Annotated in this window: 15 protein-coding genes; 9 read left to right on the plus strand and 6 right to left on the minus strand. The window is 64.9% G+C overall.

What is annotated here, in order from left to right; all coding sequences use genetic code 11:
- The gene (locus tag C2R25_RS07375; RefSeq protein WP_103728522.1) at window positions 1-873 is read right to left on the minus strand and encodes a neutral zinc metallopeptidase; all 873 of its coding nucleotides are present in this window, start codon (window positions 871-873) and stop codon (window positions 1-3) included.
- Window positions 874-1,078: 205 nt separating this feature from the next.
- Here C2R25_RS07375 and C2R25_RS07380 point away from each other — a divergent pair, with 205 nt between their 5' ends.
- From C2R25_RS07380 to C2R25_RS07395, 4 genes are all read left to right on the plus strand, one after another.
- Window positions 1,079-2,593, plus strand: a complete 1,515-nt coding sequence (locus C2R25_RS07380) for a M28 family peptidase (RefSeq protein WP_103728641.1) — start codon at window positions 1,079-1,081, stop codon at window positions 2,591-2,593.
- A 186-nt stretch (window positions 2,594-2,779) separates the two neighbouring features.
- A complete protein-coding gene (guaB, locus tag C2R25_RS07385) occupies window positions 2,780-4,237 on the plus strand; it encodes an IMP dehydrogenase (RefSeq protein ID WP_103728523.1) in 1,458 nt (485 codons plus the stop codon).
- 20 nt (window positions 4,238-4,257) lie between these two features.
- A complete protein-coding gene (locus C2R25_RS07390; RefSeq protein ID WP_103728524.1) occupies window positions 4,258-5,430 on the plus strand; it encodes an RsmB/NOP family class I SAM-dependent RNA methyltransferase in 1,173 nt (390 codons plus the stop codon).
- A 13-nt stretch (window positions 5,431-5,443) separates the two neighbouring features.
- Window positions 5,444-5,986 (plus strand): tetratricopeptide repeat protein, encoded by a 543-nt coding sequence (locus C2R25_RS07395; protein WP_103728525.1) that lies wholly within the window; start codon window positions 5,444-5,446, stop codon window positions 5,984-5,986.
- A gap of 16 nt (window positions 5,987-6,002) precedes the next feature.
- Here C2R25_RS07395 and C2R25_RS07400 read toward each other — a convergent pair whose 3' ends face one another.
- The gene (locus C2R25_RS07400; protein WP_103728642.1) at window positions 6,003-6,485 is read right to left on the minus strand and encodes an RNA pyrophosphohydrolase; all 483 of its coding nucleotides are present in this window, start codon (window positions 6,483-6,485) and stop codon (window positions 6,003-6,005) included.
- 182 nt (window positions 6,486-6,667) lie between these two features.
- Here C2R25_RS07400 and C2R25_RS07405 point away from each other — a divergent pair, with 182 nt between their 5' ends.
- Window positions 6,668-7,621 (plus strand): metal-dependent hydrolase, encoded by a 954-nt coding sequence (locus C2R25_RS07405; protein ID WP_103728526.1) that lies wholly within the window; start codon window positions 6,668-6,670, stop codon window positions 7,619-7,621.
- Here C2R25_RS07405 and C2R25_RS07410 read toward each other — a convergent pair.
- Window positions 7,572-8,327, minus strand: a complete 756-nt coding sequence (locus tag C2R25_RS07410) for a phosphatase PAP2 family protein (protein ID WP_233203803.1) — start codon at window positions 8,325-8,327, stop codon at window positions 7,572-7,574. The two genes, C2R25_RS07405 and C2R25_RS07410, sit on opposite strands and share 50 nt — an antisense overlap.
- Window positions 8,328-8,344: 17 nt before the next feature.
- On the opposite strand from C2R25_RS07410, the gene C2R25_RS07415 reads away from it, so the two are divergent.
- Both C2R25_RS07415 and C2R25_RS07420 read left to right on the plus strand, forming a co-directional pair.
- A complete protein-coding gene (locus C2R25_RS07415) occupies window positions 8,345-9,712 on the plus strand; it encodes a deoxyribodipyrimidine photo-lyase (RefSeq protein WP_103728528.1) in 1,368 nt (455 codons plus the stop codon).
- 52 nt (window positions 9,713-9,764) lie between these two features.
- Window positions 9,765-11,060 (plus strand): cyclopropane-fatty-acyl-phospholipid synthase family protein, encoded by a 1,296-nt coding sequence (locus C2R25_RS07420; protein WP_103728529.1) that lies wholly within the window; start codon window positions 9,765-9,767, stop codon window positions 11,058-11,060.
- Here C2R25_RS07420 and C2R25_RS07425 read toward each other — a convergent pair.
- From C2R25_RS07425 to purF, 3 genes are all read right to left on the minus strand, one after another.
- Window positions 11,057-11,398, minus strand: a complete 342-nt coding sequence (locus tag C2R25_RS07425) for a PilZ domain-containing protein (RefSeq protein ID WP_103728530.1) — start codon at window positions 11,396-11,398, stop codon at window positions 11,057-11,059. The two genes, C2R25_RS07420 and C2R25_RS07425, sit on opposite strands and share 4 nt — an antisense overlap.
- A 75-nt stretch (window positions 11,399-11,473) precedes the next feature.
- Window positions 11,474-12,190: an SDR family NAD(P)-dependent oxidoreductase gene (locus tag C2R25_RS07430; protein WP_103728531.1), complete on the minus strand. Its 717-nt coding sequence runs from the start codon at window positions 12,188-12,190 to the stop codon at window positions 11,474-11,476.
- Window positions 12,187-13,632 carry an amidophosphoribosyltransferase gene (gene purF / locus C2R25_RS07435; RefSeq protein ID WP_103728643.1) on the minus strand — a complete coding sequence of 482 codons (1,446 nt, stop codon included), beginning with the start codon at window positions 13,630-13,632 and terminating at the stop codon, window positions 12,187-12,189. The genes C2R25_RS07430 and purF overlap by 4 nt, the downstream gene beginning before the upstream one ends.
- 266 nt (window positions 13,633-13,898) lie before the next feature.
- Between purF and C2R25_RS07440 the strand changes: the two genes are divergently transcribed.
- Both C2R25_RS07440 and C2R25_RS07445 read left to right on the plus strand, forming a co-directional pair.
- Window positions 13,899-15,140: a lipoprotein-releasing ABC transporter permease subunit gene (locus tag C2R25_RS07440; RefSeq protein WP_103728532.1), complete on the plus strand. Its 1,242-nt coding sequence runs from the start codon at window positions 13,899-13,901 to the stop codon at window positions 15,138-15,140.
- Complete coding sequence (locus C2R25_RS07445; RefSeq protein WP_103728533.1) at window positions 15,133-15,828, plus strand: ABC transporter ATP-binding protein; 696 nt, start codon at window positions 15,133-15,135, stop codon at window positions 15,826-15,828. Before C2R25_RS07440 ends, C2R25_RS07445 begins: the two co-directional genes overlap by 8 nt.
- Window positions 15,829-15,882 lie beyond the last annotated feature (54 nt).

The following is a 15,882-nucleotide window of genomic DNA, read 5'->3' on the forward strand; positions in this document are numbered from 1 at the left end:
TTACTGTCTTGAAAACGTGTCACAAGCATCCTCGTTCCCAGTGTCCAGGCCCCGCTTCAGCCAGCGCATCCGCTCGGCACTGGATCCGTGCGTGAAGCTCTCCGGATTGACGGCCTGACCCGCGCCTCGCATCAGCGCATCGTCCCCGATGGCGCTTGCGGCGGTCAGGCCTTCTTCCATGTCCCCGGGTTCGATGAGATCGCGGTTTCGCCCCGCCCAGACGCCGGCATAGCAGTCCGCCTGCAACTCCATGCTGACCTGCAGCGCATTCTCCTGAGCGGGGTTCTGACGTTGTGCCTGCCGCACCTGCTGGTTTACGCCGGTGATATGCTGCACATGATGTCCGTATTCATGTGCGATGACGTAGTAGCGGGCGAAGTCTCCCTTGGCGCCCAGCTGCTGTTCAAGCTGGTCGTAGAAGCTGACGTCGATGTAGATACCCTGGTCGGCGGGGCAGTAGAACGGTCCCATCGCGCTCTGCGCAGCCCCGCAGCCGCTGCGCGTCCCGCCGGTGTAGAAGGTCAGGGTGGGCTGCTCGAAGGGGATGTTCGCCTTCTGGAACAGCGGTTGCCAGGTGCGGTTCAACGAACTCAGCGCATTGCAGGCTTCAAGGGAATAGGCATTCGAGCGGCAGATCTCGCTTGCGGAGCGGTTGGCGGTCTCCTGCGGCGTCGTCGCCGGGCCTTGCTGCTGCTGGACGCTTTCAATCGTGCCGAGCATCTGTCCCGGGTCCACGCCGAAGACAAGGGCGCCGATGAGCACGATGATGAGCGTCCCGCATCCCAGCTTTCCGCCGCCGACCAGCGGGAATCCCCCGCTGCGGCCGCCTTCGGTGACGCGGATGCTGTCGGGATCGAAATCGTCTAGCCGCATGCTGGTGCTATCCTCTTCTGGTGCGGGAGCCCGGCATGTTCCCGTCCGAGGATCAATTCTTCAGCCATGAACCTGTTCCTTGAAGACGGGCGGTGTGGCCACCATGCTTCAGGTTGAGTGCAAACGGGAAAAATGCTGCGGTCGGTCCTTGGAGGAGGCGATTTTTGCAACCGCGGCGGGATTCGTGTCGTATAGGGCCAAAGCGATGAACCGGGCGATCAGGGCAGCAGGGGACAAGGTGTGGAGAGCGGGCGTTTGCGCCGCGCTTGCCCTTGCCGTCGCCGTGCCCGTTCCCGCGACGAGCGCCAGCAGAGGCGATCGAGAGATCGAGGACCGCCTTCGATCCCACATCCAGATCCTGGCGAGTGACGAATACGGGGGCCGTGAGCCGGGCACCGACGGCGAGGCCAAGACGCTGCGATACCTGGCACGACAATGGTTCGACATCGGCCTCGTGTCCGGGACGAATGATCCCGGGAATGAGTGGTTCGCACCTGTCATGATCGTTGCGCATCAACCCGGGAAAGGCACGGCGCAGTTCTTCCGCAAAGGCTACCGCACCACGCTGGCGCCTGCCGATGTCCTCGTTTTTACCTCCGGCCGGCGGGCCCTGGTGCGCAGCGCGCCTCTGCTGTTCGTGGGGCGCGCCCGAAACCGTGATTTCACCCGAACCGAGCTTGCCGGGCGCATTGCCGTGCTGCTCGAAGGCGATACGCCCGACAGCGTACGGCAGAACGATCTTCTCGCGATGGGAGCGTCTGCCGTGCTCACGGTGCTCGATGGCGAACGAACGCTCGATCAGGTGGCGAGCCGTCGCCGCCAGTCCGGCTATGCTCTTTCGGACGAATCGCTTGGAGGCGATCTGGAGGCGTTTGTCGGGCGAGCGACGATGGAGACGCTGCTGAAGGGCACCGCGCACTCGCTCGACGCGCTTGAGCAGGCCGCTGACCGGGATGATTTCGCGCCGATGGTCCTCGATCTGACCGCGACCCTCGAGGCGCGGACGGATGAGACGACAATTCGCACGCACAACCTGATCGGCAAGCTGCCGGGCCGCAACAAGCAGGCCGGCGCTGTGCTCTTCGTCGCGCACTGGGATCATTTCGGGAGGTGTGGCGCCGGCGATGCGAAGGACGCGATCTGCAATGGCGCCATAGACAACGCCAGTGGTGTGGCGGCGCTTACGGAAGTGGCGCGGCGGCTTTCCCGGGGCGGCCAGATGGACCGGGACGTGTACTTCCTTGCGACGACGGCCGAGGAACTCGGGCTGCTGGGCGCTCACGCATTCGCCGACAATCCTCCGATACCGCTGGAAAGGATCGTCGCCGCCTTCAACATCGATTCGGTGGCCATCGCTCCGAAAAAGACGCCGTTCGCCATCGTCGGCAGGGGAATGACGACGCTCGACAAGGATATCGCGCGCGTGGCCAAGGCCGAAGGTTTCAGCCTGAGCGACAGCAACGCGGCGAACGAATACGTCAAACGGCAGGATGGATGGGCCTTGTTGCAGCACGACGTACCGACGGTCATGGTGACGACCGCTTACGGTGAGATCGCGCGCATGCGGGCATTCTTCGATGGCGATTACCATCGACCGAGCGATGACCTGTCCCATCCTCTCGAACTCGGCGGGGCTACCGAGGACGTGAAGATGCTCACGGCCCTCGGCCGGTGGTTTGCCAACACCCGCCGCTTTCCCGAAACACCAGCGCAACGCTGAGCCGCGAGGGCGCAGCCGACGCTCGGCAACTTCCGCGCCCCGTCTCTGGCGTGTAGCCGGCAGGCCTTTTTCCGGACCGGAAGTTGCGGAACCTTGAAATTCCGTGCCAACTACCCCTAGCGGTAACCGGCCCCTTTGTTTACATGGGCCGCCACGATTCTCCCTTGAAGCATTTTGGTGGCGCACATGGATATCCAGCTCGGACTTACTTTCGACGACGTACTTCTGCGTCCGGCCAAGTCCGATATCGTGCCCACTCAGGCGGATACCCGTTCGATGCTCACCCGCAGCATCGGCCTCAATATTCCCGTCATCTCCTCGGCCATGGATACGGTTACGGAAGCCGACATGGCGATCGTCATGGCGCAGATGGGCGGCATCGGCGTTCTGCACCGCAACCTCTCGATCGAGGAACAGGTCGCAGCGGTGCGCCAGGTGAAGCGCTTCGAGAGCGGCATGGTGGTCAACCCCATCACCATCAGCCCGGAAGCCACGCTGGGCGAAGCGCAGGCCATGATGATGGCGCACAAGATCAGCGGCATCCCCGTGGTGGAGGCCTCGGGCAAGCTGGTGGGTATCCTTACCAACCGCGACGTGCGCTTTGCCGACAACCCCGCGCAGCCCGTGCGTGAACTGATGACTCACGAGAACCTCGCGACCGTGAAGGTCGGCGTCGGTCAGGACGAGGCGCGGCGCCTGCTGCATGCCCGCCGTATCGAAAAGCTCCTGGTCGTCGACGAAGCCTTCAAGTGCGTCGGCCTCATCACCGTGAAAGACATCGAGAAGGCCGTTCTCTTCCCGGAAGCCACGAAGGATGAAGCAGGGCGCCTGCGCGTTGCGGCGGCCACCACGGTTGGTGACAAGGGTTTCGCCCGCACCGAGGCGCTTCTTGCCGCCGAATGTGATGTCGTAGTCATCGACACCGCGCATGGTCACAACAAGGATGTGGCGCTGGCGGTGGAGCGGGTGAAGAAGCTCTCCAACTCCGCCCAGGTGATCGCCGGCAATATCGCCACCGCCGAAGCGGCCAAGGCCCTTATCGATGCCGGCGCGGACTGCGTGAAGGTGGGCATCGGACCGGGTTCTATCTGCACCACGCGCATCGTCGCAGGTGTCGGCGTGCCGCAGCTGACCGCCGTCATGGAAGCGGCCGAGGAGGCCGACAAGGCCGGTGTGCCGGTGATCGCCGACGGTGGTCTGCGCACTTCGGGTGACGCTGCCAAGGCTCTCGCCGCCGGCGCCTCGACCATCATGGTCGGCTCGATGCTGGCCGGCACCGAGGAAGCGCCGGGCGAGACGTTCCTTTATCAGGGGCGTGCCTACAAGTCGTACCGGGGCATGGGCTCGGTAGGCGCTATGGGTCGCGGGTCGGCGGATCGCTATTTCCAGGGCGACATCAAGGACCAGATGAAGCTGGTCCCCGAAGGTATCGAAGGGCAGGTCGCCTACAAGGGGCCGGCGAAGGACGTGATCCACCAGCTTGTGGGCGGCATCAAGGCGGCGATGGGCTACACCGGATCGCCGACGATTGACGCCTTGCGCAAGAACTCGAAGTTCATTCGCATCACGAACGCGGGTCTTCGGGAAAGTCACGTTCACGACGTGACGATCACGCGCGAAGCGCCCAACTACCCCACGCGCTGAGCGGCTGAGGCACACGGGCGATGACCCCCGCCGCCCGCGTCCAGGCTGCCATCGAGGTCCTCGACCTCGTCATCGAAGCTGCACGCTCGAACGGGGCACCTGCCGACCGCCTGATCGCGGAGTGGTTCCGGGCGCGTCGCTGGGCGGGGAGTGGCGACCGGCGCGCGGTGCGCGAACTCGCCTATCGCGCCATTCGCGCCTGCGGCGAAATCCCTGTGACCGGCCGGGCGGCAATGGTGCGTCTGGCTGCTCTGGACGAGCAGGTGGCGGCCTTGTTCGACGGCTCGCGGCATGGACCGGCACCGATCCGGGACGACGAACCGGTCGCCCCATCCGGCGTGGCACCGGCATGGCTGGTGCGGCGGCTCGCCGATAGCGGCCTCGAGGACGAGGAGGCTGCAGCGCTGCTGGACCGTGCGCCTCTGGATATCCGCCTGAACACCTTGAAGGCGGGCGCGCAGCCCTTGCCCGAAGGCGGCGAGAAGACAGTGGCCGCCAATGGCTGGCGCTATCCGCCAGAAAACCGAATCGAGCCTTCCCGCGCCTATCTCGAAGGTGTGATCGAAGTGCAGGACACAGGCTCCCAGCTGACGTGCGAGGTCGTCGGCGCGCGTCCCGGCGAGACGGTCGTCGACTTGTGCGCCGGTGCCGGAGGCAAGACCCTCGCGCTTGCCGCCGCCATGGAGAACCAGGGCCGACTGATCGCCTGCGATGCCGATCGGGCGCGGCTGTCCCGCCTCGCGCCGCGTGCCGAGCGGGCGGGGGCGCGCAACATCGAGACGATCCTGCTGGACGCCAACCGCGAGTTGGAGGCGCTGCAGCCATTTCTCGGCGCCGCGGACGCCGTGCTGGTCGATGCGCCCTGTTCCGGAACGGGCACTTGGCGCCGCAACCCGGAAGCACGCTGGCGGCTGACCGAAAAGCAGCTTGAACGATACGTGGCGATCCAGTCCCGCCTCCTCGACGTGGCGGCGGGACTGGTGAAACCGCGTGGGAGACTGGTGTTTGTGACCTGCTCGCTGCTGGATGCAGAAGGGGCGGATCAGGCTGCAGGCTTCCTGATGAGGCATCCCGGCTGGGAAGTGGACCGACCAGGGCTGCCTGTCGGCGTTGCACGCGGAGACGGCGTCCGCCTCTCGCCATGGCGCGATGGCACTGACGGCTTTTTCGTCGCGCGCTTCTCCCGTCTGTGATAGCGCTTCGGCCATGATGAGGACGAATACCTCGGCCAAGGACCTGGTGATGCGTTATACGCCTGTTGCTGTCGCTCTTTCCCTTCTCGCTGCCACGTCCTCAAGTGTTCTCCTTTCGCAGCCTCCCGAAGAGCTGGATTCCCGGGCTGTAGCCCTTCTCGACGAAGGGCGGGCCGCATCCGAAGCGGGGGATCTCGACGCCGCGATCGACGCGTTCGAAGCCGCCCTCACGGTCGAACCGGGCAGCGTGGCGGTGCTTCTGCCGCTGGCCGATGCAACCCGTCGCCAGGGACTGCAGGGCAAGGCGCTGCATTACTACCGCGTGGCGCTGAACCGGGACCCGCGCAATGTGGCGGCGCTTGCGGGTGAGGGAGTGGCGCTTGCGGAGAAGGGCGCGACGGAGAAGGCGGCCCGCAACCTTGCTCGTCTCCAGACCCTCTGCGGTGCGACCTGCGCCGAAACCCAGGCGCTCGCTACCGCCATCGCGAAGGGGTCGACGGGGACGCGGATGGTCACGGCTGAAGCGGCCGCGACCAAGCCGATGTCGGAGAACTGAGCCCCGGACGGGGCGCCTAGATCAGTGCGCGGAACTCCTCAAGAACAGCACGGTACACGCGCTTCTTGAAGGGGATGATGATGTCCGGCAGCAATTCGGCCTCAACCCATTTCCAGTCGCAGAATTCGGGAGGCTGGTGAGCATCGAGCCGAATGTCGCTGTCGCTGCCGTCGAACCGCGCCAGGAACCAGTGCTGGCGCTGGCCGCGATACTTTCCCTTCCATAGCTTTCCTACGAGTTCGGGCGGCAGATCGTAGAGGAGTTCTTCGCGCGTCTGGGACAGGAGCTTGACGTGTTGCTCCGTCACGCCGGTCTCCTCCCAAAGCTCGCGGTAGGCGGCCTGCCTGAGGTCCTCGCCTTCGTCCACACCGCCCTGGGGCATCTGCCACCAGTCCCCTTCGATGTTGTCGATGCGTTTTCCGACAAACACCTTTCCATCGGCGTTCACCAGCATCACACCTACGCAGGGACGGTACGGCAAGGACGACGGATCATTCATCGGCATGGATTTTCCAAGTAAAGAGGGGCCGGGCGGTACCGAACGGCCGCTCGGGGGTTGGGGAGAGCATGGCCGAACGATGCCAGCTTGACTAGCCGCTATCGCAACCCGAGGCGTGTTTGTGATAAAGACCGCAACGCTTCGACTGCAGTTGAGAAATGACGTGCAACTTTCGGGTCGGAATGGATAATTTAACTCATAGCCTCGTTGGTTGGGCCATGGCGGAAGCCGGCCTGAAGCATCGCACCCGCAAGGGGCTTGCAGGCTGCATCCTGGCGGCGAACATGCCGGACATCGACGTATTCTTCGGCTGGGCCTCGTGGGCGCCGCTCGCGATGCATCGAGGCTTCACGCATGGGCTGGTGGGAGGCGTGCTGATCATGCCTCCTGTCCTGGCCCTCCTTCTGTGGCTGCTGGACCGATGGCAGAGCCAGCCTGGCCGGCAGCATGCGTCAGGCGTGCCCATGCACGCCGGCTGGCTGGTGGCGATCTGCTACCTGGGCGCGCTGACGCATCCCTTGCTGGATCTTCAGAATACCTACGCAGTCCAACTTCTTTCGCCTTTCAGTTCAGACTGGTTCCACACGGATGGCCTGTTCATCGTATCTCCCTGGATGCTGTTGATGCTGGCTGCCGGGATCGCGCGCTCCCGCTCGACGGGACGGAGCAGTCCGGCCCTTCAAAGCCTGGCCATTGCCGCCGCCTTCATCGCAACGAACATCCTTGTTTCGGGTCAGGCCCGCCAGTCCGTACGGGAGCGGCACGGCAATCGGCCGGAGCGCATCTTCGCCGCGCCCGAGGCTCTGTTGTTCTGGAGGCGAAATCTTGCGTGGTGGGACGACGGGCGAATATTCCACGGTTTCTACGATCCTTTGGGCGAGGGCCTGAGAATGCCGCGTTCGGCGGCATCCTATCCGGACAATATGAGAGATTCCGCCGTAATTGCGGCCACCAGAGCCTCCCCGGAGGTAATCAAGTTCCTGGCATGGTCGCAGTTGCCGTTCGCGCGGGTGGAGCGCCGTGGCTGCATGGCCGTCGTGACATTCGGCGATGCCCGGTTCAGCGATCTGCCCGGCCGCTCCGGATTTACGGCTTCTGCCGAGGTTCCAGTGGATCCGGAGTGCCACTTTCGTTGATCTCCTCGACTGCGGCGACGGTCGCAGAAGCGGTGCGGCGCAGGAGGGCGCTTCCAAGGAACGCCCAGCCGGCCCCGCCCAGCCAGCCGGCGATCACGTCGGTCGGCCAATGGACCCCGAGCCAGACACGACTCCAGGCGATCGCAAGGCTGAGGGCCATGGCGGCGGCCACCAGCGTTGCCTTGACTGTGCTTCGGTCGGCCATGGCGGCGAAGGCGAGGGCGGCCGAAATGTACACGACTGCGGAGTTGAAGCTGTGGCCGCTGGGAAAGCTGTGTCCGCCCGCTTCCATCAAATGCGGCACGATGTCCGGCCTGTCGCGCCCGACCAGCCCCTTGACGAGGCTGTTGACCAGCCACCCCGCCGCCACAGTCAGGGTCAGCAGGGCAGCTTCGCGGCGAAGTCCCATGAAGAGAAGCGCTATGGCGCACCCCGCCGCGAACAGGTTCCGCAGGAGGACGCCGCCGAGCGCGGTCACGTCACGCACGGCTTCCAGCAGCCGGGCGGATCCGAGCGGACGCAAGGTGTCGCCTCTCCAGAACAGCAGCCCCGTGCTGTCGAGCGCTTCGGCATGTCCGCTGTGCACGGCGAGAACCACACCGAAGAAGCCCAGCCAGCAAGCGGCAGCGCAAACAAGGGCGGTGCCCTGACGCGGAGGATAGATTTGAGAAGAAGCGGTCATCGTCTCGGGGAACGCAGATTCCAAGCAGGCGTTGCGTGCCCATGAACTCACCCGCCATCGTATGGTTCAGACGCGATCTGCGTCTTGCCGATCAGCCGGCCCTTACCGAGGCTGCCCGGAAGGGCCCCATCATTCCCGTCTACATCTGCGACGATGAGACCGCGCGTCACCGCGCGATGGGTGGGGCGTCACGCTGGTGGCTGCATCACTCACTCGAAAAACTGGATATGGATTTGCGCAGCCTCGGATCGAGGCTGATCGTCCGGTGTGGCCGAAGCGATGAGGTGCTCGGCGCCCTTGCGACCGAGTCCGGTGCGGAGGAAATCCACGCCCTGCATCATTACGAACCCTGGTGGCGGAACGCGGAAGCAGCCGTCGCCCGGAAGCGAAGGCTCTGTCTGCACCACGGCAACTACCTGGCGCCGCCAGGATCCGTGACGACCGCGACAGGCAATCCCTACAAGATCTACACGCCTTTCTGGCGCGCCCTGCGGGAGCGGATGCCCCCGCCGCCGCCCCTGCCGAGGCCGACAAATCTCCCGGCTCCGAAAACTTGGCCTAAGTCCGAAGCGATCGCGGACCTGAAGCTCCTGCCGCTGCGCCCCGATTGGGCCGGTGGCCTGCGCGATACATGGGAACCCGGTGAAGCGGGCGCGCATGAACGCCTGTCCGCCTTCCGGGAGGCTGTGGCCACTTACGAAGCCCGGCGGAATTTGCCGGGCGAGGAAGGGACGTCGATGCTGTCGCCTCACTTGCACTTTGGTGAGATCTCGCCGGCGCAGGTCTGGCATGCGGTGGCGGAGGCGGGCGGCTCCACCGATATCTTCCTTGGCGAAGTGGGTTGGCGTGACTACGCCCAGAACGTCATCCTGCAGTACCCTGACTACGGAACCCGGCCCGCCCGCGACCCGTTCGCTCACTTTCCCTGGCGCACGAGCAAGGAGGAGCTGAAGGCGTGGCAGCAGGGCCGGACGGGCTACCCGATCGTGGACGCGGGCATGCGGCAGTTGTGGCATACCGGGTGGATGCACAACCGCGTCCGCATGATAGCGGCAAGCTTTCTCATCAAGCACCTCCTGATTGACTGGAGGGAAGGCGAGCGGTGGTTCTGGGACACCCTTGTCGATGCGGACTACGGCAACAACACCGTGAACTGGCAGTGGACGGCGGGTTCTGGAATCGATTCCAACATGTTCGTCCGCATCATGGCGCCTCTCGCCCAGTCCGAGAAGTTCAATGCGGGCGATTACATCCGCACATGGGTCCCCGAACTGGCGGACCTGCCCGATGGGGAGATACATGATCCGTCGCCCGCACACCGGCCGGCTGGGTACCCGGACAAGCTGATCGACCACCGGGAGGCGCGGGAACGGGCCCTGGCCGCCTGGCGGGACGCGAAGACAGGTTAAGGATAGCGCAGCAGCGCTTGCCGATCCGCGGGATCGTTGTCATGTTCCTTGTATGAACGCACAAACGCCGGGCAGAGGTGGCGAACTGATCGAGGGGGGGCGAGCCGTGGGCGTCGGCCCGCAGTGGCTGGCGAGGCTGTGGTCGGGCGGCGTTCACAAGGTTCTGGATCGGATCGATCGCGGGCTCGAGCGGGGGTCGATATCGGCTACCTTGCCCACGGGCCGGACGCGACTTCTCGGGGGGCGGCAACCGGGCTTCGATGCTGTCGTGGAGTTGAGCAGCTGGCGCGCGCTGCTGCGGCTTGCGACGTCAGGCTCGGTCGGGTGGTACCAGGCCTGGGAGGCGGGCGAGTGGGACAGTCCGGATCCCGTGCCGCTCTTCGCCCTCTTCATGGACAATGCGGTGGCGCTTGGCGACACCGCGCGTGCGCAAGGACCCTGGCGCCTCCTGACGCGGCTTCTCCACGCGCTGAACCGCAATACGCGGCGTGGGTCGTTGAAGAACATCCACGCTCACTACGATCTCGGAAACGACTTCTACGAGACGTGGCTGGGCGAAACCATGATATACTCCAGCGCGCTGTTTTCGGAGCTCACAGCGGAACCGAACGCGTATAGCCAGTTCGTCAGCACGCTGGATGCGGCGCAGGCGGCCAAGATCGGGGCTATCTGCGAGCGGCTGAACCTGGAGCCAGGCAGCCGTGTGCTTGAGATCGGGTGCGGATGGGGGACTCTCGCAGCCTTCCTCGCCGGCTCGTTCGATGCGCAGGTCGATGCGATCAGCCTGTCGGAGGAGCAGCTCGCCTATGCCAGGACGCGGTGGGGCGCCGACGGGGCGCGTGTCAGCTTCCGCAAGCAGGACTACCGCGACACCGCCGGACAATACGACGCTATCGTTTCGGTGGAGATGGTGGAGGCGGTCGGCCGATCCTACTGGCCTGCGTTTCTGGACTGCGTAGCGCGCAATCTCAAGCCCGGCGGGCGGGCAGCCCTGCAGCTCATATCCATGCCGGATTCCTTCTTCGAAGGGTACGCCCGAAGTGCCGACTTCATCCAGACCTTCGTGTTCCCAGGAGGCATGCTCATCAAGGAGAGCGAGTTTCGCGCCCTCGCTGCGGAGCGGGGTTTGACGTGGGAGAATCGGGTCCGCTTCGGACAGGACTATGCCCGGACGCTGCGCTTCTGGAGAGCCAATTTCGATGCCGCCGTGGAGGAGGGAGTGCTGCCGCCGGGGTTCGATGAACGCTTCGTGCGGCTGTGGCGCTACTACCTGATGTACTGCGAAGGAGGATTCCTTGGCGGCGGGGTGGACGTTGCCCAGGTGACCCTGGTCAAGCGGCAGGCCTAGCGGAGACGTCCGTCGCCGTTCCACCGAGCCAGCATCGCCTCCAGCTCCGGCTGTTCGAGAAGCTGCTCGAAGGCGCAGCCGACAAGTCCGTTCTCCCACCACACCACCTTGGCCTGGCGCGGTTCGCTTTCGGGAAAGGTGAGCCAGCACATCGTGCGTGGAGGGATGGCGCTCATCGCGGTGGCGGAAAAGCCCGCAAGCGACAGGTCGCGCACCGCCGTCTGGAAGCTTTTGGAACCGGAGGGGCGCAGGGTCGCGGGGATGGAGATGCGACTGCGCCGCGCGCTACGGTCTTCCTGCGCAGCGGCGGCGTAACGATCCTGCTGGGTGTAAACCATGTGCTGCCTCAAGCCGGTCCGGCATTTCAAACGCCCGTTGGACAACCGGTGTCCCAGATTGACCTTACCAGCACCTTATCGTTGCTGGTTAACGGTTTCCCGATGGGCGGTGGGGAAGTCCTCCGCAAGCAGTGCGACCACGCGATCTGCTACCACTTCGGGCGGCTTGACGGAAGCGGGAGCCTCGCCCGGATAGGCACGCGCGCGCATCGCCGTACGGGTTGCGCCGGGGTTGACGATCGCCACGCGAATTGCGGACACCTTCGCCGTCTCTTGCGCATAGCAGTCCAGCAGCACTTCGAAGGCCGCTTTGGTGGCTCCGTAAGCGCCCCAGTAGGCCCTTGGCGCCTGCGCCACCGTCGTCGTCATGCCGATGACCCGGGCGTTTTTGCTCTTCTTCAGCAGGGCATCGAAATTAGCGAGCAGGGCCTGAGTCGCCAGAACATTGGTCGTCAGAGCCTTGTTGAACGCCCGCTGGTCGATATCGGCCACGCTGGTCAGTTCCGGCAGAATCGCCGCATTGATGACCAGTATGTCCAGCTTGCCCCAGCGTTGCTGGATCGCGGTGGCGAGCCGGGCGATGCCGTCCGGTTCCACAAGGTCTACAGGCGCGATCGTGGATGCGCCGCCGGCCTGGAAGATGCGCTCCTCGACTCGTTCCAGGGCCTTGGTGTCGCGCCCGGTCAGGACGACGTGCGCCCCCTCGGCCGCGAGCGCGATTGCCGTGGCCTCGCCGATGCCGCGGCTCGCGCCGGTGACCAGCGCAACCTGCCCTTCGAACCTGCCGCTCACGCCGCGTTGAGCTCCGCCTCGCGGTCAGCGAAGTCGGTGAGCCGCGTCGGATAGTCGCCCGTGAAGCAGGCATCGCAGAATTGCGGACACTTCGTGGCACGCTCCGCCTCACCGACGGCGCGATAAAGACCGTCGATGGAAACGAAGGCGAGGCTATCCGCCTTGATGAAGTCAGCCATCGCCTCGGTGTCCATCGTCGCGGCGAGCAGTTTGGAACGCTCCGGCGTGTCGACCCCGTAGAAGCACGAATGCTCGGTCGGCGGGCTGGCGATGCGCATGTGCACTTCGGCAGCGCCGGCATCGCGCATCATTTCGACGATCTTCTTGGATGTCGTGCCGCGCACGATCGAATCGTCGATGAGGATGATGCGCTTGCCTTCCACGATGGCGCGGTTGGCGTTGTGCTTGCGCTTCACATCGGCATGGCGGGCTGCGTCACCCGGCTGGATGAAAGTGCGGCCGACGTAGTGCGAGCGGATGATGCCCAGTTCAAAGGGAATGCCGGATTGCTGCGCATAGCCGATCGCGGCAGGAACGCCGCTATCGGGCACCGGGATCACCACGTCTGCGTCGGCAAAGGCTTCCTTGGCCAGTTCCATGCCGATCTGCTTGCGCACCTGGTACACCGAGCGGCCGTCCATCACTGAGTCCGGGCGCGAGAAGTACACGTGCTCGAAGATGCAGGGGCGCGGCGCCGGATTGCCGAAGGGGCGGTGGCTGGAAATCGTGCCCTTGTGATCGACCTGGACGAGTTCGCCGGGTTCGATCGAGCGGATGAATTCGGCGCCGATCACGTCGAAGGCGACCGTTTCGGAAGCGAAGACCGTGGCATCGCCGATGCGGCCCATGACCAGCGGGCGGATACCGAGCGGGTCGCGGCAGGCGATCATGCCTTCTGCGGTCATGCAGATCAGCGAATAGGCGCCTTCCACCATGCGCAGCGCATCGACAAAGCGGTCAAGCAGGGTGGGATAGCGGCTGGTGGCGACCAGGTGAATGATCACCTCGGTATCGGAGGTCGACTGGAAGATCGAACCCTTCGAGACGAGATCGCGCTTGAGCGTCATCGCGTTCGAGATGTTGCCGTTGTGGGCGATCGAGAAACCACCGGCGGCAAGATCCGCGAAGAGGGGCTGAACGTTGCGCAGGCCCGAACCGCCCGTCGTGGCGTAGCGGACATGGCCGGAGGCCATAGAGCCGGGCAGCGTGTCCACTTCCTTCTGGCTGAACACCTGAGCCACGTGACCGATGCCGCGGTGAGAGTGGAATTCAGCTCCGGAGAAGCTCGTGATCCCTACAGCCTCTTGCCCGCGATGCTGGAGGGAGTGGAGCCCCGCGGCGGCGATTGCCGCGGCTTCCTTGGCACCGATAACGCCGAAAATGCCGCATTCTTCGCGCAGCTTGTCCCCATCGGCATCACGAAAGGGGTGTGTCATGTTCATGGTAATGTCCAGCCCGACTGGCGCGTCAAAACGCGAGGCGCATTTGGATGCGATTGCAGCGAAAAGCAAGGGGGTAGACAAGAACTCGAGACTTGTTCCCAGGGTGAAAAAATTTTTCCGGCGCTTGAGGGAGGCGTTTCCCAAAGGAGCGGGCGCGGGCTGGAAAACACCGCCGGGAACCATATGCGCGCCCGTCGCTTGCCAGCGACACCCGCGCATCCTAATGCCTCTTCAATCCCGCGCCTGATCTTGAGACGGACCTCCGCTTGATCCTTTCCCCCTTTGAACTGACCATCGCCAAGCGCTACATGCTGCCCGGCAAGGGCGAGCGTTTCATTGCCCTTGTGGCCGGCATCAGCCTGGTCGCCGTCATGCTCGGCGTGGCCGCGCTGGTGATCGTCATGAGCGTGATGAACGGCTTCCGCGCGGAGCTGTTCGACAAGATCGTCAACCTCAACGGCCATGCCATTATCCAGGCCTACGGCGGCCGGATCGACAACTGGCAGGACGTGCTGGAGGACGTGCGCAAGACGCCCGGCGTCACCCGCGCCTCGCCCCTGATCGATCAGCCGCTGCTGGGCAGCTTTAACGGCCGGGTCGAGGCCGTGCTGGTGCGCGGCAACACGAACGAGGACATCGCCCGCCTCGCGGACAAGGTGAAGGCGGGCAACCTGGCCGAACTGAAGCCGGGCTCCGAAAACGTGGCCATCGGCAAGCAGCTGGCGCAGAACCTGGGCGCGCAAGTCGGCGACGTCATCACGATCATCAACCCGCAGGGCCGCTCGACGCCCTTCGGCACGGTACCGCGCCAGATCGCCTACCGTGTGGCGGCTGTGTTCGAGATCGGCGTCTATGATTACGACAACGCCTTCGTCGTCATGCCCCTGAGCGATGCGCAGACCCTGCTCCTCAGCGGCGATGCTGTCGGCATGATCGAGGTGACGACCACCAATCCGGACAAGGTGGGCGAAATCCTGGCACCGCTTTCGCGCCAGCTGGCCGGCAAGGCTGTCGTCACGGACTGGAGGACGATCAACGCCTCCCTCTTCGAAGCGCTGGCGGTCGAGCGCGTTGCGATGTTCGTGGTCCTTTCGATCATCGTCCTTGTGGCCGTGTTCAACATCCTGTCCTCGCTCATCATGCTGGTGCGCGCCAAGACGCGCGACATCGCGATCCTGCGCACCATGGGCGCCACGCGCGGCTCGCTGCTGAAGGTCTTCGTGACCACAGGGTTCTGCATCGGCGCGATGGGGACCGTGGCGGGGCTCATCCTCGGCTTCGTGTTCCTCTACTTCCGCCAGCCCATCGTTCGCGCAGTCGAGATCGTCACGGGGCAGAACCTGTGGGATCCCTCGATCCGTTTCCTGACGGAACTGCCCGCCCGCTCCGATCCGGTGGAGATCGTCTCGATTTCCGTCATGGCGCTGGTGTTCAGCTTCCTTGCCACGCTCTACCCCGCCTACAAGGCGGCGAGCACCGACCCCGTGCAGGTGCTGCGCTATGAATAAGATCGACGTTTCCCCCACAGACGCCGTGGTCCGCCTGACGGACGTGACCCGCAGCTTCGAGCAAGGCGGCGTGCGGATCGACGTGCTGCGCGGGGTCAACCTGACTGTCCGTCCGGGTGAGATCGTCGCGCTGCTCGGCCCGTCCGGTTCGGGCAAGTCGACCATGCTTCAGGCCATCGGCCTTCTGGAAGGCGGCTTCGGCGGCAGGATCGAGATCGCCGGGATTGATGCCAGCAAACTGGGCAAGGACCAGCGGGCGGCGGTCCGGCGCGACCACATCGGCTTCGTGTACCAGTTTCACCACCTGCTGCCTGATTTCAACGCGATCGAGAACGTGGTGCTGCCCCAGCTCATCACCGGCAAGCCGCGCGCTGCCCGCGAGGAGCGGGCGCGCGAACTGCTGGAGGCGCTCGGCCTCGGCCAGCGGCTGGATCACCGGCCGAGCAAGCTTTCCGGCGGTGAGCAGCAGCGCGTCGCGGTGGCACGGGCGCTGGCCAACCGCCCGCGCATGGTTCTGGCCGACGAACCCACCGGCAACCTCGACGAGGCGACGGCGGACCGCGTCTTTGCGCAGTTCCTTCAGCTTGTTCGCGGAGAGGGCAGCGCCGCCCTTGTCGCCACGCACAACGAGCGGCTGGCAGCGGCGATGGACCGGGTCGTGCGGCTCCACGACGGCGTTCTCACCTGAGGGAGGGGACGGAACCGGCGTGGAACTCGCGTTTTCAATCTGCATCACAGAATA

The sequence above is a fragment of the Novosphingobium sp. HII-3 genome (assembly GCF_002916655.1).
In the GTDB taxonomy this organism is placed as follows: Bacteria; Pseudomonadota; Alphaproteobacteria; order Sphingomonadales; family Sphingomonadaceae; genus Novosphingobium; species Novosphingobium panipatense.